This is a genomic window from Tenacibaculum sp. DPLXC6, from assembly GCF_056815515.1.
This window is the reverse complement of sequence record NZ_CP141806.1, coordinates 3,053,233-3,072,818: the sequence shown is the minus strand read 5'-3', so window position 1 is coordinate 3,072,818 and position 19,586 is coordinate 3,053,233. Positions and strand designations below refer to the sequence as shown.

Here is a 19,586-nt window from a genome sequence, read left to right as displayed (position 1 = left end):
ATCGAATTTTATTCATATCTTTAGTTCATTAAGGCTTTTGTTATGCGAATTTTAATCTTATTTTTTACTTGTGCACTACTTTTTTCTTGTCTGCAAGAAAAGAAAATCACAAAACCTACTTGGTTGTTTGGTAAATGGGAACGTGTTTATAACGAAACTGATAAAAGGACTTTCGAGTTTTGGGAAAATGATTTTTCTGGAATTGGTTTTTCCTTACAAAAAAACGATACTGTATTTAAAGAGATTTTACACATTATTACTAAAAACGATTCATTGTTTTTACAAGTAACCGGTGTAAATGAAAATCCTACTTTATTTGCCTTTACACAACAAACAGATACTTCTTTTACTGCGGAAAACAAACTGAATGAATTCCCTTCTTCTATTCATTACTGGAAAGAGAACGGTCAACTAAAAGCTACCGTAGCTAACGATGAGTTTTCTATTGATTTTGTTTTTGATAAAATGAAATAAAAAAAATCCTCAGATTTTTCTGAGGATTCTATATTACTTTTATCTTGTTGAATTAATACTCAAAAGTTCCATATTCACTTTTGATTGTCAAGCGCTTTTTATCAGATTTTTCTACTCTACCAATCACCTTCGCATTCACATTAAATGACTTAGAAATTTCAATGATATTTTCCGCTACTTCTGGAGAAACGTATAATTCCATTCTGTGACCACAGTTGAAAACTTGATACATTTCTTTCCAATCGGTTTTTGATTGTTCTTGTATCAATTTGAATAATGGTGGAATTGGGAACATATTATCTTTTACAATATGTAAGTTATCTACAAAGTGTAAAATTTTTGTTTGTGCCCCTCCAGAACAGTGAATCATTCCGTGTACATCTTCAGAAGAATACTTTGATAAAATTTCTTTGATGATTGGCGCATACGTTCTTGTTGGAGACAACACTAACTTACCTGCATCAATTGGTGAATCTGCTACCTCATCTGTTAATTTTGTATTTCCTGAGTACACTAAATCTGACGGTACTGAAGCATCAAAACTTTCTGGGTATTTCTCTGCTAAATATTTATGGAACACATCATGACGTGCAGAAGTTAATCCATTACTTCCCATACCTCCATTATATTCTTTCTCGTAAGTAGCTTGTCCGAATGACTCTAAACCAACAATTACGTCTCCTTCTTTGATATTTGCATTATCAATTACATCAGCACGTTTCATACGGGCAGTTACTGTAGAATCAACAATTATTGTACGTACTAAATCTCCTACATCTGCAGTTTCTCCTCCTGTTGAATGAATGGTAACCCCAAATTCTTTCAACTCATTAATTAACTCTTCTGTTCCGTTAATAATTGCCGATAAAACTTCTCCTGGAATATTACTTTTATTACGTCCGATAGTAGAAGACAACATAATGTTATCTGTAGCACCTACACATAATAAATCATCAATATTCATGATTAAAGCATCTTGAGCAATACCTTTCCATACAGAAATATCTCCTGTCTCTTTCCAGTACATGTATGCTAAAGACGATTTTGTTCCTGCACCATCAGCATGCATGATTAAACAGTACTCTTCATCATTTGTTAAGTAATCTGGAACTATTTTACAAAAAGCTTTTGGAAACAATCCTTTATCAATATTCTTGATTGCGTTGTGTACATCCTCTTTAGATGCCGATACTCCGCGTTGTGCGTAGCGTTTAGATACTTCGTTACTCATGTGTTGTGTTGTTGTTGCCGCGAAATTACTTTAAAAACAGGAAACTATCAAAGTAATTATTGTTTTTTACTTCGTCTTTCATACAATACGGTATCTCTCCATATCCCATCTAATTCAGCTATTTTTTCTCGATAACCTATCTTTCGAAAACCATATTTAACATGTAGTTTAACACTTGCTTCATTTTCTGGAAATAAACTTGAATACAACGTCCAAACACCATTTTCTTCTGAAGATTTTACAACAGCATCCATCAATAAGCTTCCTACACCTTTTCCTAATACTCCTAACTTAACATAAACACTTACTTCTGCTACTCCTCTATATTCAAATCTTGTTGATACTGGGGCTATAGCACACCAACCTAATATTTTATTATCCTCAATAGCTATAAATCGAGTGTGTTGATGGTGTGAAGTATTCCATTCCTCCCAACTAGGAACTTTTGTTCTAAACGTAGCGTTTTTTGTAGCGATACCTTCTTTATAAATTTCAGCTACTTCTTTCCAATGATTTTGAGTAAGTTTAACTACCTCTATCATATTATTTACCTTAAAACTATTTAGTTCAATGTTTTTTTAAAGCATATACTTGATTCTACACCTTTATAAGGACCATAGTTCGATATAACACCATATTCATTTTTCTTATACAAATGTATCGCTGGTTGCATGGTTTTACTCGTTTCTAAAACAACAGAACTAAACCGCTCTTCTCTTGCCCACTCTTCCAGTTCTTTTAGAATCAAGGTTGCTATATTTCTCCCTCTGTATATTGGTTTAACGTACATACGTTTAACCTCAACAGTTGTGCCGTTAATTCGCTTAAAAGCACCACAACCTGCCGCTACCTTGTTTATGTAACACACCACTACATACTGTAGTTTATCTATAGTGTTAAACTCCTTAAAAAAAGCATCTTGGTCACCGTTAATTCCTGAGAGGTATTCGTCTAGTTCTTTTACTAGACGAATAAAAATCTCGTGAGTGGAATTTAATCTTTCTAAACTTATTTTATCATTCATTACCTAGTAAACAATAACTCTCTATACTTAGTTAAAGGCCAAAGGTTATCATCAACCATTAACTCTAACTTATCACAGTGATAACGAATTTCATCAAAATAAGGTTTTACTTTATTACAATATGCGTCAGCATTTTTCTGCCCTTCCAGTTTATTGGCTTTTTTACGTTCCTCAATCATATCTTCAACTTTTGAATTTATTTCAGCAATATGATTTGATATTTTTTGAATTAAATCAATTTGTTCGTTAGCATACTTCTCAAAATTATTTCCAAAAATTTCTTTCAACCCTCTTACGTTTTCTATTAAGGTGTTTTGGTATTGAATAGCAATTGGTATAATATGGTTTCTTGCAATATCACCCAACACCCTACTTTCTATTTGAATTTTCTTTGAATATTCTTCCAACTCAATTTCATGGCGTGCTTCTACCTCTACCTTATTCATTACGCCCATTTCTTCAAAAAGAGAAATTGCTTTTTTTGAAATCTTTGCTTTTAAAGCTTCTGGGGTTGTTTTATTATTTGATAAACCTCTTTTCTTTGCTTCTTTCTCCCAAGCTTCTCCATACCCATCTCCCTCAAATCGAATACTTTTTGATGCCTTAATATATTCTCTTAACACATTAAATATCGCCTCGTCTTTTTTAAGTTTTTTGCTATCAATTAATTTATCTACTTCTTCTTTAAATTCATTTAATTGTCTAGCTATAATGGTATTCAATACTGTCATAGGCCCTGCACAGTTAGACCATGAACCTACTGCACGTAACTCAAACTTGTTTCCTGTGAAGGCAAAAGGTGAAGTTCTATTTCTATCTGTATTATCTAATAAGATTTCTGGAATCTTACCTACAATATTTAATTTTAGATCTGTTTTTTCTTCAGGTGATAGTTTTCCTTTCGTTACATTTTCTAACTCATCTAATACTGATGATAATTGTGAACCTATGAAAACTGATATGATTGCTGGTGGCGCTTCATTTGCCCCTAAACGATGATCGTTACTTGCACTTGCTATAGACGCCCTTATTAATTCTTCATAATCATGAACCGCTTTAATGGTATTTACAAAAAAGGTTAAGAATTGTAAATTCTTCATTGGAGTTTTTCCCGGGCTTAATAAATTAACTCCTGTATTGGTAGATAAACTCCAGTTGTTATGCTTTCCTGAACCATTAATTCCTGCAAATGGCTTTTCGTGGAATAACACTTTAAACTTATGACGTTGCGATACTTTTTCCATCACATCCATTAATAATGAATTATGGTCTACCGCTAAATTGGCTTCTTCAAAAATTGGTGCTAATTCAAACTGATTCGGTGCTACTTCATTATGACGTGTTTTAACTGGCACTCCCAACAGCATACATTCATGCTCCAAATCACGCATAAAGTTCAATACTCTTGTAGGTATTGATCCAAAGTAATGATCATCTAATTGTTGGCCTTTTGCTGGAGCATGTCCTAACAATGCTCTTCCTGTCATCATAATATCAGGACGTGCCGCTGCTAATGCCGTATCAATTAAAAAATACTCTTGCTCCCAACCTAAGGTTGCATTTACTTTACTTACATTCTTATCAAAATACTTACAAACTGCTGTAGCTGCTGTATCAACCGCTTGTAATGCTCTTAGCAATGGTGCTTTATTATCTAACGCTTCACCTGTATATGCTACAAAAACTGTTGGAATACATAAGGTGGTACCATAAATAAACGCAGGTGATGTTGGATCCCATGCCGTATAACCACGTGCTTCAAAAGTATTTCGAATTCCGCCGTTAGGAAAACTCGACGCATCTGGCTCTTGTTGCACCAACTGACCTCCATCAAACTTCTCCATTGCTCCTCCTCCTTCAACAGTTTCAAAAAACGCATCGTGCTTTTCTGCTGTAGACCCCGTTAAAGGTTGAAACCAGTGTGTATAATGTGTTGCTCCTTTAGATAATGCCCAATCTTTCATGCTCACAGCAATCTGATCAGCAGTTTTTCTATCAATCTTAGTTCCAAATTCAATAGCATCCATTACACTTTGGTATGCCTCTTTGGTCATATATTGACGCATTGCTTGTTCATTAAACACATTTTTACCAAACAATTCTGAACGACGTTCTTTTTCTTCTACTACAACAGTTTCTCTATGTAAAACCTCTTGTAAAGCATTTAATCTTAAAGTTGACATATAATAAAGTATTAAATTAGATAATCAAAAATACATTTTTAAAACAAACACCCCTAAAAAAATAGGGGTTAAATTAATTTAAAGTTAATTTTAAACAAAAATACCCCGAAAAATTTTGACCTTTGATAAAAAATACTCAATTTTGCCCCATAATTAACTCGAAAACAACACAAAAACAAAAATCATGAGTAAATCAAAATTAGAATACATTTGGTTAGATGGTCATGAACCAACTCAAAACATGCGTAGTAAAACTAAAGTTGAAGAAAACTTTAGCGGTAAATTAGAAGATTGTGCTATTTGGTCTTTTGATGGAAGTTCAACAGAACAAGCTTCTGGAGGTGCTTCTGACTGTTTACTTAAGCCTGTTGCTATTTATCCTGACCCAACTAGAAAAAATGGATTCTTAGTAATGTCTGAAGTTTTAAATGCTGACGGTACTCCGCACGCATCTAATGCACGTGCTAAAATTGATGATAACGATAATGATTTTTGGTTTGGTTTTGAGCAAGAGTATTTCTTAATGGATACTAAAACTGATTTACCTTTAGGATTCCCACGTGGTGGATTTCCTGGACCTCAAGGAAAATACTACTGTTCTGTAGGTGGAAGATACACTTGGGGAAGAGACTTTGTTGAGGAGCATGCTGATTTATGTATTGAAGCTGGTTTAAACTTTGAAGGAATTAACCAAGAAGTTGCTCCAGGACAATGGGAATTCCAATTATTTGCTAAAGGTGCTAAAAAAGCTGGTGATGAAATTTGGGTTGCTCGTTATTTATTAGATCGTTTAACTGAAAAGTACGGTTACTATATTGAGTATCATCCAAAACCTATAAAAGGAGACTGGAATGGTTCTGGTATGCATGCTAACTTCTCTAACACTACATTAAGAACTTGTGGTTCTAAGGAAACTTACGAGAAAATTTGTGAAGCATTCAGACCTGTTACTGAAGAGCACATGGATGTATATGGAGCTAACAATGATGAGCGCTTAACTGGTTTACACGAAACTGCTCATGTATCAGACTTTAGTTATGGAGTTTCTGATAGAGGTGCTTCAATCCGTATTCCTATTATTACTGTAGAAAAAGGATGGAAAGGTTGGTTAGAAGACAGAAGACCTGCTTCAAACGCTGATCCTTACAAAGTAGCTGGTAGAATTATAGAGACTGTAAAAGGTACAGAAATATAGTTAACAAACACAACAACACAACTAAAAAAGCCGCTAATAGCGGCTTTTTTTTTGACTTATGACTAATTATTTTTATGAAATAGTTAAATATATAAAAGTCGCATACGTTCCTAGTAAAACGATTCCATCTCTCCATCCTAATCGCATACCTTTTGGAATAAACACCAAGGGTAGTATAGCAAACGAAACTCCTAACATCCAATAAATATCATTATTTATTAAACTATATGCATCTGGTTTCACTTCAACAGGAGTAATCATTGCTGTAATACCTAAAACTGCTAAAATATTAAACACATTAGAACCTACAAGGTTTCCTAATGAAATGGCTTTTTCTTTCTTTAACACCGCAATAATTGATGCTGCTAACTCAGGAACACTTGTTCCTACCGATACTACTGTTACTCCAATTATAGCGTCACTAACACCTAAATTCTTCGCTAAACTTACTGAGCCGTTAATTAATAATTCTGAACCTCCCCATAAACCAACTCCTCCAACTGCTAAGAATAGTGCTATTTTGTATAATGGTAGCTCTTCATCATCTTCAGGCATTTCATCAACCACAGCTTGTTTTTGAAAACGTAATAAATAGATTAAAAACACCACCAACATTCCAAATAATATAGCTCCTTCGTAAAACTGGATGGTTTTATCATTCACTATAAAAAAATACAACATTACAGAAGCAATCATCATTACTGGCCAATCAGTCTTGTAAAAACTTTTTTCTACATCAATTGACGATAGTATTACTGTTATTCCCAATACTAAACCTAGGTTCGCAATATTAGACCCAATTACATTTCCTACAGCTAGTCCTGTAGCTCCATCTAAAGCTGATTTTATACTTACTATTAATTCCGGTGCTGAAGTAGCAAAAGACACTACAGTCATACCTATTACAATTTTTGGTATATTTAGTTTTAGCGACAAACCTACCGCTGCTTTCAACAGCCAATTCCCTCCTAAAACCAACAATGTTAAACCAATAATAATGTATAGAATGCTCATAAAATATTTTTTGGGCGAAGATACTCTTTTGTAACGAAGTTTTGAAACATAAACAAATAGGTAAATACAACTTTTAAAACCAATACTTTTTTCCTTATGATTAACTTCAAAAAAAATCAAAAAGCCAAAAATCCTCTGTTTAAAAGATCCTTTTTCCTTTACTTTTCAATTTCATTTAAAAAAAGCCCTTTACTTTATTACTAAACAAAACAAAAAACATTTTTTTTATTTCATTCAATAACTTAAACATAAACAATAAGGTTATAAATTAAAACTAATAGTGTTTTTATAGATTTAAATATAAACTCAATCCAATTAAATTAGATTCAAAAGTTTGGCTGTAATATTTCCTTTCTCATATATTGAAAAAACAATTCCGGAATTCATCATTATTTACTAACTAAAAACACATAAATCAAACATGATTATACTTGCTTTAAAACTAATTCTAATAACCATTAAAATTGCTTATTTATTACTGGAATTGATCTTTTAAGAGGTTGGCTTGTTAAAACCTATACTTTTCATTTTAAGTCAAGTAAAGTTTATACTTTCTTATTATAACAAATTATTTTTCGTTATTTTTGATAGTAGAATCAACTACTAATGAAAAAAAGTTTTTTTAAGTTTTTAGCCAAACTAAACAAGGCTCTACTACCTTCCTTTACTAAAAAGGAATTGGATATATCGAAAGCATCAAAATTTCAATTGGCTATTATTGGATGGCGTGCTTATATTACAATAAATTCGTTGGATTAAAATTTACCATTATGAACAAGCATATTAAAGTTTTCTCAGGTTCTCAAATCTTTGTGAACAGATTAAGTCAGTTACTTAATGAAATTGAAGTTCCGTATTTAGTAAAAGATAATAAAGAAGCTGGAAGGGTTGCTGGTTTTGGAACTTTAGGTAACTCTATTGACGTATTTATCTATGAATCAGACCTTGAAAAAGCTCAACGCACTATTGACGATTTTAAACAAGAAATAGAAGCTGATAAATAATTAAAAAAGCTTGAAAAAAAATTATTTTTTTGCTTTAGTTTTTAAAAAACATTCTTATATTTGCACCCGCAAAAAGGCCTCGTAGCATAACTGAATAGTGCACTTGATTACGGCTCAAGAGGTTGCAGGTTTGAATCCTGCCGAGGTCACAAAAAACCCTGTTAGTTTTCTAACAGGGTTTTATTTTTGTCATAGGTTTTCTTTTTCTTGTTAGCCTTCTAATATTGTTTTGTCTTTTATACTCAATACATCTTCCTGTATTTCAATATTACTAAACTTTACATATTTGTAATCCTATTTAATAATAATGTTTTATTTATTACAAAATCTTGATGAGTAATTATTGAAATAAATATTATCTTATTCTTGTCTAAGATATAAAAATTATATCCTAAGCCTTTGTTATTTTGATTCTTAATTTCATCTACTTCAAACACACTAAATGGTAAAATAAAATCTGAATCTCTTTCATATTTAATTGTAGAACTATTAGAATCTATATACTTATGTCCTAACATATACCCTTCAAAATATAGATTCATATCATTCTCTTCAATAAAATTTGGATAATAGTATGTACTAGTTGAATATGAAACTAACAATTGATTTTTTTTGAACAACTCCACCTCATACTTATAAGTGGTTTCATCGCTTTCTTCACTTAGTTCTTTTTTGAATTTATATTTCTTTTCATCAAAATTACTTAAAAATGATTTTGTCAAGATATTATGTTCAAAAACTATTTTTGATTTATCAGATTCTAAAAACTCTACCTCCATATTAGCTTTAGAACAACCACAACACAACACTAAAACAAACAAGCTCTTTACAATTTTCATCAACACATTTTAACTTTACAAATATATCTTTTTGATTTAGAGGTATAAAAGATTTTATCACTTTAAGAAACAAAGCCTCATAAATAGAAATAATATTATCAAAATCACAAAAAACCCTGTTAGTTTTCTAACAGGGTTTTATTTTTAATAGCTTGAAGTTATATTTAACCTACTACATCTTCCAATACTTCTATATCAAAATTATAAGACCTCACTAATTTGATAATTCTAGCAACGTTAATTTTTTCGTTAGCAATTTCTATTCGAAGAATATTATCACAATCCTCCAGATCAAAATTAATTAGATAATCTGGAAACTTCTTTTGAAGTTCTCTTAAAAGATATTCTTCATCTTCAATTAATACTACCGACGTTTTAAAAACTTCTACCATTAAATAACAGCATTAAAATTAACTGTATTGCTCGTTATAATTAATCATCCAATGAACTCCAAACTTATCTACAAAGCTTCCATAATAATCTCCCCAAAACTGATCTTCCATGGGCATTTCAATTTTTCCTTCTACAGAAAGTCCATTAAATAAACGATCTGCTTCTTCACGACTATTGGGGTGAATTGAAATATAATTATTGTTCCCTTTGTTAAGCTTATGTCCCATTGATGGCACGGTATCTGACGCCATTAAAATAGTATCTTTTGATAATGGTAGCGAAATATGCATTGTACGGTTTCTCTCATTTTCTGGTAATTTTTCTACATCTGGAGCGTCACTCATTTTCATATTTGCAATGAATTCACCACCAAATACTGATTTGTAAAAATTGAATGCTTGTTCTGCATCCCCGTCAAAATTTAAATAAGGATTTACTTTCATTGTTCTTGTTTTTAAGGTTATGTTTATTCTAACTTTTATTTTCTGCTAAATCTTTTATTTTACTCATTGCCTTGGGCCATGTATTTAAAAAGAAGTCTTTATACTCTTCAACTACATCCATTTTAACTGTTAATTGCATTTTATTGTTCTTAACAGACTCTAACATATATGCCTCTGTAGCTCCAGCCCATTCTTTAGCTTCTTTACTTTCATGGTTCTCTATCTCATTTTCAATTATTCCCAAATGCTCAAAGAGCATATACTCATTAGGTATCTTCTTTTTTATTTTACTTACCATCCCTCTACCATCTGGTGTAAGAAATAATACTTTACTCCCTTCTTTCCAATCTGTTTTTGCATAAGATCCTTTTGAAAAAATTGCTGTCCACTGAGGATACGTTTCATCATCCCAAAGAACCTTCCATACCTTTTCATTGCTAGTATTTATAACTTTTGTAAATTTTTGCTGTTCCATTTTTAAAGTTTTTATTGTGGTATTTTTTCCATATCCATATATAACATACTCCAGCGATGTCCGTCTAAATCTGCAAACCCAAAGCCATACATCCAACCTTGAGACTCACTAGGCTCCGAAAATATTACACCCCCAGCTTTACTAACAGTTATAGCCATTTTATCTACTTCTTCTCTACTCTGTACATCAACATTGATAAGCATTTCTGTTCCTTTTTGAGTATTGCTAACTTCATTTTTTGTGAAGCCTTTAAATTCTTTTTCAGGAAAAAGCATGAGTACAAAATTGTTTTCTCCAATAAAGAAACTACCAATATGCTCTGTATTTTTATGCATTGGATTTTCCTCAAAACCAATTGTTTTAAAAAAAACTTTTGATTTTTTCATATTCTTTACAGGAAGGTTTAGCCAAATAGTTTTCATTTTCTTTTATTTTTTTGATTATTTATTCAAATTGCAAAACAGGTTAAATAAATGACCATCTAAATCTGCGAATACACAAACATAATAGCCGTTATCATCATAAAACTTTTTCTTGTCTTTTCTAGGATCAAAACGGACATATCCTCCTGCTTCAATTATTTTATCTATTAATACATTAATTTCCTCTTTACTTTTTGCTGAAAGTGTAAACATTATTTCATTACTGTTATTCAGATTTGCTATTTCTCCTTCAAAGCTTTCTTTTAACTTTCCCTTTTTAAAAAAATGGATTACAAACTTATCTTCACCAAATAAAAAACTTACTATTTCATCCGTTGGAACTCCATTAAGTTTAAAACCTAATGTTTGATAGAATTTTTGTGTACGTTCTATATCCTCTACTCCTAAATTTGCCCATATTTCCATAACCTAATTATTTGATAACCAAAGTTAAAGAGTCTAATCCATACTTCAAAGGTACATTTCCGACAATCCAAAGGGTTGATTGCGACAATTACTTATCTTATATTTGAAATGGTCTAACCTCTTGAAAAACAACTCATGAAACATATTTCTATTCTTGTACCAGAAGGAGACTCTAGTTTGAGTAACTTAGAGGCAACTTATAAGATGTTTACCATGGCTAATGACGCCTTATCAAAAGCAGGTAAACAACCAATGTTTACAACACATCTTGTTGGTACACATAAAAAAGCCAGATTAAGCAATGGACTATTTAGTATTATTCCTAACACCACAATTGTTGATGTACAAAAAACAGATTTGATTATCATTCCTGCTATTCACGGAGATTATAATCAAGTAATTTCTAAAAACAGAGCTTTTATTCCTTGGATAAAAAAACAATATGCTAATGGTGCTGAAGTAGCAAGTCTTTGTATAGGTGCTTTTTTATTAGCCAGCACAGGATTACTTAACGGTCAAGATTGTGCTACACATTGGTTGGCTGCTGATGAATTTAGAAAAATGTTTCCTGATGTTAATCTTGTTGACGATAGAATTATTACTGATGAAAATGGCTTATATACAAGTGATGGAGCTTATTCTTCTTTAAATTTAAACCTTTATTTGATAGAAAAGTTTGCAGGTCGTGAAATGGCTGTGCTTTCTTCTAAAATTTTTGAAATAGATATCAGTCGTAACAGTCAATCTCCTTTCATTATTTTTAAAGGTCAGAAATCTCATAACGATAAAGAAATTTTAAAAATTCAAGAATATATTGAACAAAATTATCAGCAGAAAATAACTGTTGATGAGCTTTCTGAAAAAATAGCTGTAAGCCGTAGAACTTTTGAAAGACGTTTTAAAAAGGCTACAGCCAACACCGTGATTGAATATGTACAACGTGTTAAAATAGAAGCTGCTAAAAAAGAATTTGAGAGAGGAAATAAAACAATTAATGAAATAATGTACGAAGTTGGTTATAATGACCCAAAAGGTTTTAGAGAGGTTTTTAAAAAGGTTACCAATATGACTCCTTCTGAATATGCTAACAAATATCGTAAGGCGGTTTATATTTAACTAATCCTTTTTCTGATTCTTAATACTGCTTAACCTTTCTTAAACTAGCTTAAGTTTTAACTTTACAAGGAGTAATACCTTTGGTTTATAAAATTTAAAATTATGAAACAAAGACTAAACATTCAAGAATTAGAACCCAATGCTTACAATGCTATCTTAGAAATTTACAAGTATCTTGAAACAACAACTCTTTCAAAAAAAAGTAAAAACCTTATAAAAATAAGAGCTTCACAAATTAACACATGCGCTTATTGTATAGAAATGCATACTACTGAGGCTCTAAAAAATGGAGAAGAACAAAACAGAATTTTTGCTTTGAGTGCATGGAAGGAATCTCCTTTATTTTCCGAAAAAGAAAAAGCATTGTTATCTGCTACTGATGAAATAACACTGATAAGTGATAATGGATTAACAGAAAGTACCTTTCAGAAACTTAAGGAGTACTTTACCGATAACGAAATAGCACAAATTATTATGCAAATAGGAGAAATTAATATTTGGAATCGTATTGCGGTTTCTACACAAATGTTTCACACTACTTCCAAGATTTATTAATATGTAATAATATTAATTTATCTAGTTTTCATCTAAGTTTCTATAAAGCTACCTAAATTTAGGTAGCTTTATTATCTTTCATTATGTCCTTTACCTTCAATCATTTTAGGTATCGATTTTTCTATTCTTGATAAGCGTGTTTTTGATTGTTTAGCTTGAGAAAAATACAATAAATAACTTCTTTGTCTTCCTGGTGTTAGTGCTTCGAAAACTTTTTTTACATCTGATTTTTCTTCCAAAACTTCTTTAAATTCACTTACCATTTCAAATTCTGAAGTTTTCTTAGTTTTTACTTTTAAGCCTGCTTTTTCAACTTCTATTGCTTCGAAAATATATCTTTTGATTGTTGGTGTAAAATCTAAAACCTCTTCAGGTTTAGTAAACCTAATTTGACGAGCAGATTGTACATTTTCTGTCTGTTGAATTAAAACCCTTTCTGTATCTTTTAACAAAGCTCCTTTATAGAAAAGTAATGCACAATAATCTTTAAAACCATGAATTAACACAATATTTTTTCCTTGAAAAGTATAACAAGGGTGCATCCATTTAAAGTCTTCCTCTAGACCACAATCCAAACAAATTTGTCGTAACAGTTTTGTTTCTTCTTTCCAATTTTTTATATTTTCTATATACTTATCTACTTTTTCCATTTCAAACTTACTTTATAATTCTTTTAATTTTTCTACTATCTGGTCTTAAATACCAAGATAAAGCGACAATCACTAATAATATTGAAGCAGGCATTGCTTCAATAAAATTTTGTCCTACCGAGATATGAGAAATTACAGCTCCTGACATAGCAAAGAAAAAGCCTGCATATGCCCATTCTTTTAACAAGGTTAATTTTGGAGCTAGAATAACAATCACTCCTAGTATTTTCCATACGCCTAAAATACTTAGTACATATAACGGATATCCTAATGCTTTAATGATGTCATTATATCCACCAATTTGCAACATCTGCTGAATACCTCCTGCAAGCATACCTATCGAGAGAAATATTGTCAGTATCCAATATATGGTAGTTTTTACTTTCATACTTTTAATAATTTAATTACAACTTCTTCTAATCGTTGATGTGCCCAGTTAATACCTTGTTTAAACGGAAGTTTTAGGTTTTCATCTCTATCTTTAACAGATTGATAAACTACTTTCTTAGTTAACTTACTACTATTGTTTGTTAACTTTTCAAACACCAACGTTTCTAATTGTACACCGAAAGTCATGCTTACCATTTCAAAAGTTCTAACAATTTTGTTCTGAGGAATAATTTCATGAATAACTCCTCTTAACAAATGTTTGTTCCCTACTGGATCTGTTGTTTCAAATTCATAACTTCCATTTGTTTTACTTTCAATTTTTAAAACCTTTGTTCCCATCCATTGCTCAATAATTTCAGGTTCAACATACGCCATAAACAAATGTTCTATAGGCAAATCAAACATTCGTGTTATTATAATATCTTGTTTTCCTGTTTCTGCCACAACTTTAGTTTTCTGTTCCATAGTTTATTTTTTAGGTTTATAATTCTTCATAACAGATTCTAATTTATTATAACGTTCATCCCAAAATTTCCTGAAAGGCTCTATAAAAGCCGCTATCTCTTTCATTCCTTCAGGGTTTAAATGATAGTATATCTCTCTACCCTTTTGTTCCTGTTTTAGAATATCACATTCTGATAGTATTTGTATGTGTTTAGAAATTGTTTGTCTAGAATATTCAAAATTATTGGCTATTGCAGATGGCGTCATTGCTTGAAGGGCTACTAAAGAAATAATAGCTCTACGAGTTGGGTCTGCAATGGCTTGAAAAACATCTCTTCTTAATTTCATTACGCAGTTATTTAACTGCTAAATTAAGTGAAGTTATTTGACTGCGCAAATTTAAAACAGAAAAAATGAAAAAATATACAACTGACAACCAACAATCTACAAACAAAAAAAGGATACTTTAAAGACTTAAACGCCCTTACTATATTTATTTCTATACTCAATAGGTGTTAATCCAGTAACTTTTTTAAAAACATTTCTAAAAGCTTTCGTATCTGAATATCCTACATCGTACATTACTTCTGTAATGTTTTTTCTAGTACTTTCAAAGTGCCTTTTAGCAGCTTCAACTTTTACACGCTGATGATATTGGATAATAGTATTATTAGTAGCTTGTTTAAAACGCCTTTCAAAACTTCTTCTACTAACAGCTACTAAACTTGCCATATCATCTACAGTAATTTTGTCTTTATAATTTGCTTCTATATATTCTTGTACTTTTATAACCTCTAAGTCATTATGATTTTTTTGTCCTGTGAACATTGTAAATGCTGATTGACTATCTCTATCAATATCTATCGCAAAATATTTAGATGCTAAAATTGCCGTGTCTCTATCTGTATATTTTTCTAAAAGATATAACAATAAATTCCAATATGAGTTTGCTCCTCCACTAGAATAAACTCCGTTTTCTTCTGTAATAACACTACCGTCTACTACCTCAACATTAGGATACGTTTCTTGAAACTCATTGTAAAAAGCCCAATGAGTAGAGCATTTTTTTCCATCTAAAATTCCTGTTGAAGCTAATAAAAATGCACCAACACATAAGGAAGCTACTTCAGTTCCTTTTTCGTAATGCTTTACAATCCAAGGAACAGCTTCTTTATTAAGTTCTACTGCAGTTTTCATATCTCCAAAAAGGGCTGGTATTATTATAAGATCTGTTTGAGTTACCTCTTCTAACAGCTTATTTGTATGCACAGAAAACATACCATCATTAAACCTTATCTCCTTTTTACTTCCTACAAGGTTTACCTTAAATAGAGGGTCTTGATTATTAGAAATTAAAAAATTATTAGCAGCCGAAAACATGTATTGAGGATCAGCAACAGACTCTATTACAGCTGACTCTGGGACAAGTATAGAAACGTTCTTCATTAAACAAATATAAGAAATTGACATAATTAGCCCTTAAAAACGCCGTTATACCACCCAAACAAAACTTTAAATTAACCTCATCTTTGTAGTATTAACATTAACACCTTAAAATCATGGAACAAATAACAGTTAAAACAACAATTAAAGGAACTCCTAACAAAGTATGGGATATATGGACAACTCCAAAGCATATAAAAACATGGAATACGGCATCTGAAGATTGGCATACAACTAAAGCTGAAAACGATTTAAAAGTTGGAGGAAAATTCTTATCAAGAATGGAAGCTAAAGATGGAAGTTTTAGTTTCGACTTTACTGGTACTTATGATGAAGTGACACCTCTTAAATGTATTGCTTATACCATGGGTGATGGTAGAAAGGCAAAAACAAACTTTACACCAAAAGAAGGTTATACTGAAGTTATAACAGTTTTTGATGCCGAAACTCAAAACTCTATTGAAATGCAAAAAGAGGGATGGCAAGCTATTTTAGATAATTTTAAAAAATACACTGAAGGTTTGTAAAAGATAATAATGAGTCAACTAATAACGTATCTTACATTTAACGGTAATTGTAGAGAAGCGATGCTTTTTTACCAAAATTGTTTGGGTGGCGAATTATATTTTCAAACCTTAGAAGACTCCCCTAAAACCAAGGGTCTTCCCAACAATTATAAAAAACACATTGTACAGGCTTTTCTAAAAAAAGAAAATATGTTATTAATGGGTACTGATTTGTTTGATGAAGATAAATTATTACAAGGAAACACTATTTCTATTCTTCTAAAAAGCAATGATGAAACTAAAACAAGGCAGTACTATTCAAGTTTTTCAAAAAAGAAAACAGTATCTCTTCCATTAAGAAGAAATTATTGGGGACATTTATTTGGAAGTATAACCGATAAATACGGAATACGCTGGCTGTTTAGTTGTGGTAATTAAAACAAGAAAAAAAGTGTAACGAAGTATATCGTTACACTTTTTTAAAAATTAGTGATTAGACGTTTCGTCTGCTTTTACATCACCTTTTAAACTCATTTCCATATTGTGATCGTATTGACAACATCCTGGTAAGTTTCCATAAGCTTCTTCACTACTAGCTACTTTATCAGTATCGTAACCAGATGCTGCAATTGCGTTATGAATAGCATCTAAATTAGTCTTAGAATCATCAAACGATACGTTGATTTGCTTTCTTAATTTATCCCATTCTGCCGATGCTACTCCATCAACACCATTTACTGCCTTTTCAATTGTGTTTTTACACATTCCACAGTTACCTCTTACTCCAAAAGTTGCGTCAGTCATTGCTACTTCTTTAGTAGTTTGCTCTGTTTGTACTTCTTTTGTTTCTGTTTCTTTTTTAGCTTCGTTTTTACAACTTACTAAACCAATAGTAGCCAACATAGCTACTCCTAAGATTGCTTTTTTCATTTTGAATTGATATTTAATTATTATTAATTGTTTCTTTTACTTCACCACATTTTAGCATCATATCGCCAAAATACGGATTTAACACTTGTTTTTCTTTACTTAACCAATAAGCTCCTTTATCACTATCTGCCATAGGACAGTACTGTTTATAAGCCACCTCATTAATCCCGAAAGATTGTACTGCCACAATAAAATGTTCTGACAATACTTTAAAATACTTTCGTTGTGTATCTACATCTGTTGTTTTTGCTATTTCTATGTTACTTGACTTTAATGCGGGAATTAATTGCATCCACTGTTTGTGAGCTTCTTCGTTAGTTAACAACTTCATATCAACTAACGTTAACTCTTTTTGTAAGTTTTCTGCACTTGTTTTGGCTGCATTTGCATCAGTTTTTACTAAAGCGTCTTTTAAGCCTATATATCCATCATAAGCTTTTTGTAATTGCTCTTTAAATGCTTTAGGAGTACTAAAAGATTCTATAATTTCTTTTGTATGATTCATCATTGACTTTTTTCCTTGCAATTGTGCTGAAGCGTCTATGGTAAATATTCCATTCGTAACAATTTCTTCTCCTGACTTTAACCCTTTTTCCACTTGATAGTTGTCTCCTGCTTTTCCACCTAATACTACTTCTCGCATTTCAAAAACTGGTTTACTTTCATCGGGTTTTACATATACAACTGAACGCTTTCCTGTCCATAATACTGCTGTTGCAGGAATACTTAATTGTTCCTTTGTCTGTTTCTCTGTAGCTTCCACTTTTCCTGTAACAAACATAGCCGGTTTAAACTTCCCTTTACTATTATTAAGAACAGCACGCATAGTTACCGTACGAGTTTCTTGATTTAACACGGGATCAATAAACGAAACTTTTGCTTTAAAAGTTTCATTAGGGTACGCATTGGTGGTTATTGATATGTCTTGACCTACTTTAAAATTACTGATTTGATTTTCATATACATCAAAGTTTGCCCATACTGAATTCAAATTAGCTATTTTTAACAATGCTTGTCCCTGACTTACATAATCTCCTTGTTCAACTAGTTTCTCTGATACTGTACCTGAAACCGTAGCATATACAGGAAAGTTTTCTTTTACTTTTCCTGTTTTTTCAATTTGATTAATTTGGTTTTCAGAAAGCTTCCATAATTTCAGTTTATTTCTAACTGCTTTATACAATGCTGGCTGATTTTCTTTTACTGACGCTGCTGTTAATAATTCTTGTTGTGCTTTTACCAGTTCTGGAGAGTATACAGTTGCCAACAACTGACCTTTTCTTATTTTTTCTCCTGTAAAATTCACATTTAAACGTTCTATCCTTCCTGCAAAGTAGCTTACCTGCACTGCATTTGATTTTTCGTTTTCTGCTATTTTTCCAGATAATGTAATTGTATTATCTGTACTTATAGCATTACCAATCACAGTCGTTTGTACATTAGCCAATGCCATTGCATTTTTAGTCAATTTAAACTGATTTGCAGCTAGTCCTTCAGCTCCTGCTTCCGCAGGGATTAAATCCATTCCACAAATAGGACAATCTCCTGGTTCTGGTTGCATAATTTGTGGATGCATAGAACATGTCCACATCTTACCTTTTTCTGCTGTAGTATGATCATGCGTCTCTTCATTGCTTGAAGAATCTCCAAAAAATAGCCACCCCATGAATAAGCCAGCAATTAAAATTACTATGTATATTATATATTTTTTCATTGTTATTTGTTTTTCTTTTTTACTAGTTTTCTAATAGAGGGAGATGTGATATACCATAATAAAAAACCACTTAATACTGTTATTAAACCTAATAATGAAAACACCCTCAAAACAGTGGTATTAAAATTATCTCTACTTTCATAGTCCATTGTATGAGTCATCCATAAAAAATCAAACCAACGCCAACTCTGGTGTCTTACCGTTTGAAATTTTCCGTCATTAACAGACACATAAGCTTTAATATCTCCTTTAGCTTTATATGTTATAACATAAGCCGGGAGTAGTTTTCCTCTATATTCATGATGCTCTCCTACGTCGTTTACCTGTTCTATTGAAGCTACTTCAAGGTTACTTTTCATATAGTTTTTAGCTATATGTAATGCTTCTTCTTTTGTAATACTTTCTTTTAAGTTTCCATTTAAAGCATTATATAAGCTCTTTTTATTCACCCAGTAATGCGGAACATTATTAACATCTCTTAACTCAATAGTTCTAATTCCTTCAGAAATATTAAGTTCTGACGGACTAATTAAGTTATTAAACGCTTTAGGTTTTAATTCAGCTTTTTTTAAATGATCGCCATGAATTTCATCAATATTTGTCCAACTAAAATACAATCCACTTATCGTCCACATTAAGAATTGAATTCCTAAAAATAATCCTAAGTATCTATGTATTTTTCTAATTTTTAATGATGTATGCCTATTTACCATCT

The 19,586-nt window shown here is 31.4% G+C and carries 27 protein-coding genes and 1 tRNA gene; 9 read left to right on the top strand and 19 right to left on the bottom strand.

Annotated features, from left to right (window positions below):
- Positions 1-42 precede the first annotated feature (42 nt).
- Positions 43-474, top strand: coding sequence for a hypothetical protein (locus VCM48_RS14050; RefSeq protein WP_482270925.1), 432 nt, complete (start codon positions 43-45; stop codon positions 472-474).
- Positions 475-526: 52 nt separating this feature from the next.
- Here VCM48_RS14050 and VCM48_RS14045 read toward each other — a convergent pair whose 3' ends face one another.
- Genes VCM48_RS14045 through VCM48_RS14030 form a run of 4 tightly spaced genes read right to left on the bottom strand, consistent with a single transcriptional unit; the run spans position 527 to position 4,912 of the window.
- The gene (locus VCM48_RS14045) at positions 527-1,705 is read right to left on the bottom strand and encodes an AIR synthase related protein (protein ID WP_482270924.1); all 1,179 of its coding nucleotides are present in this window, start codon (positions 1,703-1,705) and stop codon (positions 527-529) included.
- A gap of 56 nt (positions 1,706-1,761) precedes the next feature.
- A complete protein-coding gene (locus tag VCM48_RS14040) occupies positions 1,762-2,247 on the bottom strand; it encodes a GNAT family N-acetyltransferase (RefSeq protein ID WP_482270923.1) in 486 nt (161 codons plus the stop codon).
- A 20-nt stretch (positions 2,248-2,267) separates the two neighbouring features.
- Positions 2,268-2,729, bottom strand: a complete 462-nt coding sequence (locus tag VCM48_RS14035; protein WP_482270922.1) for a GNAT family N-acetyltransferase — start codon at positions 2,727-2,729, stop codon at positions 2,268-2,270.
- Positions 2,729-4,912 carry a glutamine synthetase III family protein gene (locus tag VCM48_RS14030; protein WP_482270921.1) on the bottom strand — a complete coding sequence of 728 codons (2,184 nt, stop codon included), beginning with the start codon at positions 4,910-4,912 and terminating at the stop codon, positions 2,729-2,731. The genes VCM48_RS14035 and VCM48_RS14030 overlap by 1 nt, the downstream gene beginning before the upstream one ends.
- A 184-nt stretch (positions 4,913-5,096) precedes the next feature.
- Between VCM48_RS14030 and VCM48_RS14025 the strand changes: the two genes are divergently transcribed.
- Positions 5,097-6,107, top strand: coding sequence for a glutamine synthetase beta-grasp domain-containing protein (locus VCM48_RS14025; RefSeq protein ID WP_482270920.1), 1,011 nt, complete (start codon positions 5,097-5,099; stop codon positions 6,105-6,107).
- A 72-nt stretch (positions 6,108-6,179) separates the two neighbouring features.
- Here VCM48_RS14025 and VCM48_RS14020 read toward each other — a convergent pair whose 3' ends face one another.
- Positions 6,180-7,121, bottom strand: coding sequence for a calcium/sodium antiporter (locus VCM48_RS14020; protein WP_274639321.1), 942 nt, complete (start codon positions 7,119-7,121; stop codon positions 6,180-6,182).
- A 606-nt stretch (positions 7,122-7,727) separates the two neighbouring features.
- On the opposite strand from VCM48_RS14020, the gene VCM48_RS14015 reads away from it, so the two are divergent.
- From VCM48_RS14015 to VCM48_RS14005, 3 genes are all read left to right on the top strand, one after another.
- Positions 7,728-7,880, top strand: coding sequence for an SsrA-binding protein (locus VCM48_RS14015; RefSeq protein WP_274639318.1), 153 nt, complete (start codon positions 7,728-7,730; stop codon positions 7,878-7,880).
- 11 nt (positions 7,881-7,891) lie between these two features.
- Positions 7,892-8,125 carry a putative signal transducing protein gene (locus VCM48_RS14010; protein ID WP_274639317.1) on the top strand — a complete coding sequence of 78 codons (234 nt, stop codon included), beginning with the start codon at positions 7,892-7,894 and terminating at the stop codon, positions 8,123-8,125.
- 75 nt (positions 8,126-8,200) lie between these two features.
- Positions 8,201-8,274: transfer RNA gene (locus VCM48_RS14005), tRNA-Arg, on the top strand.
- A gap of 129 nt (positions 8,275-8,403) precedes the next feature.
- Here the strand turns inward: VCM48_RS14005 and VCM48_RS14000 are convergent.
- The 6 genes from VCM48_RS14000 to VCM48_RS13975 form a co-directional block, all read right to left on the bottom strand.
- A complete protein-coding gene (locus tag VCM48_RS14000) occupies positions 8,404-8,964 on the bottom strand; it encodes a hypothetical protein (RefSeq protein WP_482270919.1) in 561 nt (186 codons plus the stop codon).
- A 164-nt stretch (positions 8,965-9,128) separates the two neighbouring features.
- Entirely contained in the window at positions 9,129-9,356 is a 228-nt protein-coding gene (locus VCM48_RS13995) for a hypothetical protein (protein ID WP_482270918.1), read from the bottom strand.
- Between the two features lie 18 nt (positions 9,357-9,374).
- Positions 9,375-9,800 carry a VOC family protein gene (locus VCM48_RS13990; RefSeq protein ID WP_440120968.1) on the bottom strand — a complete coding sequence of 142 codons (426 nt, stop codon included), beginning with the start codon at positions 9,798-9,800 and terminating at the stop codon, positions 9,375-9,377.
- Positions 9,801-9,828: 28 nt separating this feature from the next.
- Positions 9,829-10,275, bottom strand: a complete 447-nt coding sequence (locus tag VCM48_RS13985; protein ID WP_482270917.1) for an SRPBCC domain-containing protein — start codon at positions 10,273-10,275, stop codon at positions 9,829-9,831.
- Positions 10,276-10,286: 11 nt separating this feature from the next.
- The gene (locus VCM48_RS13980) at positions 10,287-10,697 is read right to left on the bottom strand and encodes a VOC family protein (RefSeq protein WP_482270916.1); all 411 of its coding nucleotides are present in this window, start codon (positions 10,695-10,697) and stop codon (positions 10,287-10,289) included.
- Positions 10,698-10,715: 18 nt separating this feature from the next.
- Positions 10,716-11,123: a VOC family protein gene (locus tag VCM48_RS13975; protein ID WP_482270915.1), complete on the bottom strand. Its 408-nt coding sequence runs from the start codon at positions 11,121-11,123 to the stop codon at positions 10,716-10,718.
- A gap of 135 nt (positions 11,124-11,258) precedes the next feature.
- Between VCM48_RS13975 and VCM48_RS13970 the strand changes: the two genes are divergently transcribed.
- Together VCM48_RS13970 and VCM48_RS13965 are read left to right on the top strand one after the other, a co-directional pair.
- Positions 11,259-12,239 carry a GlxA family transcriptional regulator gene (locus VCM48_RS13970; protein WP_482270914.1) on the top strand — a complete coding sequence of 327 codons (981 nt, stop codon included), beginning with the start codon at positions 11,259-11,261 and terminating at the stop codon, positions 12,237-12,239.
- Positions 12,240-12,341: 102 nt separating this feature from the next.
- Positions 12,342-12,794, top strand: a complete 453-nt coding sequence (locus VCM48_RS13965) for a carboxymuconolactone decarboxylase family protein (protein WP_482270913.1) — start codon at positions 12,342-12,344, stop codon at positions 12,792-12,794.
- A 71-nt stretch (positions 12,795-12,865) separates the two neighbouring features.
- Here the strand turns inward: VCM48_RS13965 and VCM48_RS13960 are convergent, their stop codons facing one another.
- The 5 genes from VCM48_RS13960 to VCM48_RS13940 form a co-directional block, all read right to left on the bottom strand.
- Positions 12,866-13,444 carry a YdeI/OmpD-associated family protein gene (locus tag VCM48_RS13960; RefSeq protein WP_482270912.1) on the bottom strand — a complete coding sequence of 193 codons (579 nt, stop codon included), beginning with the start codon at positions 13,442-13,444 and terminating at the stop codon, positions 12,866-12,868.
- 7 nt (positions 13,445-13,451) lie between these two features.
- The gene (locus VCM48_RS13955) at positions 13,452-13,832 is read right to left on the bottom strand and encodes a DoxX family protein (RefSeq protein WP_274639308.1); all 381 of its coding nucleotides are present in this window, start codon (positions 13,830-13,832) and stop codon (positions 13,452-13,454) included.
- Positions 13,829-14,299, bottom strand: coding sequence for an SRPBCC domain-containing protein (locus VCM48_RS13950; protein ID WP_482270911.1), 471 nt, complete (start codon positions 14,297-14,299; stop codon positions 13,829-13,831). The genes VCM48_RS13955 and VCM48_RS13950 overlap by 4 nt, the downstream gene beginning before the upstream one ends.
- A 3-nt stretch (positions 14,300-14,302) precedes the next feature.
- The gene (locus VCM48_RS13945) at positions 14,303-14,626 is read right to left on the bottom strand and encodes an ArsR/SmtB family transcription factor (RefSeq protein WP_274639306.1); all 324 of its coding nucleotides are present in this window, start codon (positions 14,624-14,626) and stop codon (positions 14,303-14,305) included.
- A 126-nt stretch (positions 14,627-14,752) separates the two neighbouring features.
- Entirely contained in the window at positions 14,753-15,724 is a 972-nt protein-coding gene (locus VCM48_RS13940; protein WP_482270910.1) for a GlxA family transcriptional regulator, read from the bottom strand.
- A gap of 113 nt (positions 15,725-15,837) precedes the next feature.
- Here VCM48_RS13940 and VCM48_RS13935 point away from each other — a divergent pair, with 113 nt between their 5' ends.
- Both VCM48_RS13935 and VCM48_RS13930 read left to right on the top strand, forming a co-directional pair.
- A complete protein-coding gene (locus VCM48_RS13935; protein WP_482270909.1) occupies positions 15,838-16,248 on the top strand; it encodes an SRPBCC family protein in 411 nt (136 codons plus the stop codon).
- A gap of 9 nt (positions 16,249-16,257) precedes the next feature.
- Positions 16,258-16,665 (top strand): VOC family protein, encoded by a 408-nt coding sequence (locus VCM48_RS13930; RefSeq protein ID WP_482270908.1) that lies wholly within the window; start codon positions 16,258-16,260, stop codon positions 16,663-16,665.
- A 48-nt stretch (positions 16,666-16,713) separates the two neighbouring features.
- On the opposite strand, the gene VCM48_RS13925 is transcribed toward VCM48_RS13930, so the two are convergent.
- From VCM48_RS13925 to VCM48_RS13915, 3 genes are read right to left on the bottom strand one after another with little or no spacing between them, the layout of a single operon-like run.
- Positions 16,714-17,157 carry a heavy-metal-associated domain-containing protein gene (locus VCM48_RS13925; protein ID WP_099216040.1) on the bottom strand — a complete coding sequence of 148 codons (444 nt, stop codon included), beginning with the start codon at positions 17,155-17,157 and terminating at the stop codon, positions 16,714-16,716.
- A gap of 13 nt (positions 17,158-17,170) precedes the next feature.
- Positions 17,171-18,871, bottom strand: coding sequence for an efflux RND transporter periplasmic adaptor subunit (locus tag VCM48_RS13920; RefSeq protein ID WP_482270907.1), 1,701 nt, complete (start codon positions 18,869-18,871; stop codon positions 17,171-17,173).
- 2 nt (positions 18,872-18,873) lie between these two features.
- Entirely contained in the window at positions 18,874-19,584 is a 711-nt protein-coding gene (locus VCM48_RS13915; protein ID WP_274639299.1) for a PepSY domain-containing protein, read from the bottom strand.
- Between the last annotated feature and the right edge of the window lie 2 nt (positions 19,585-19,586).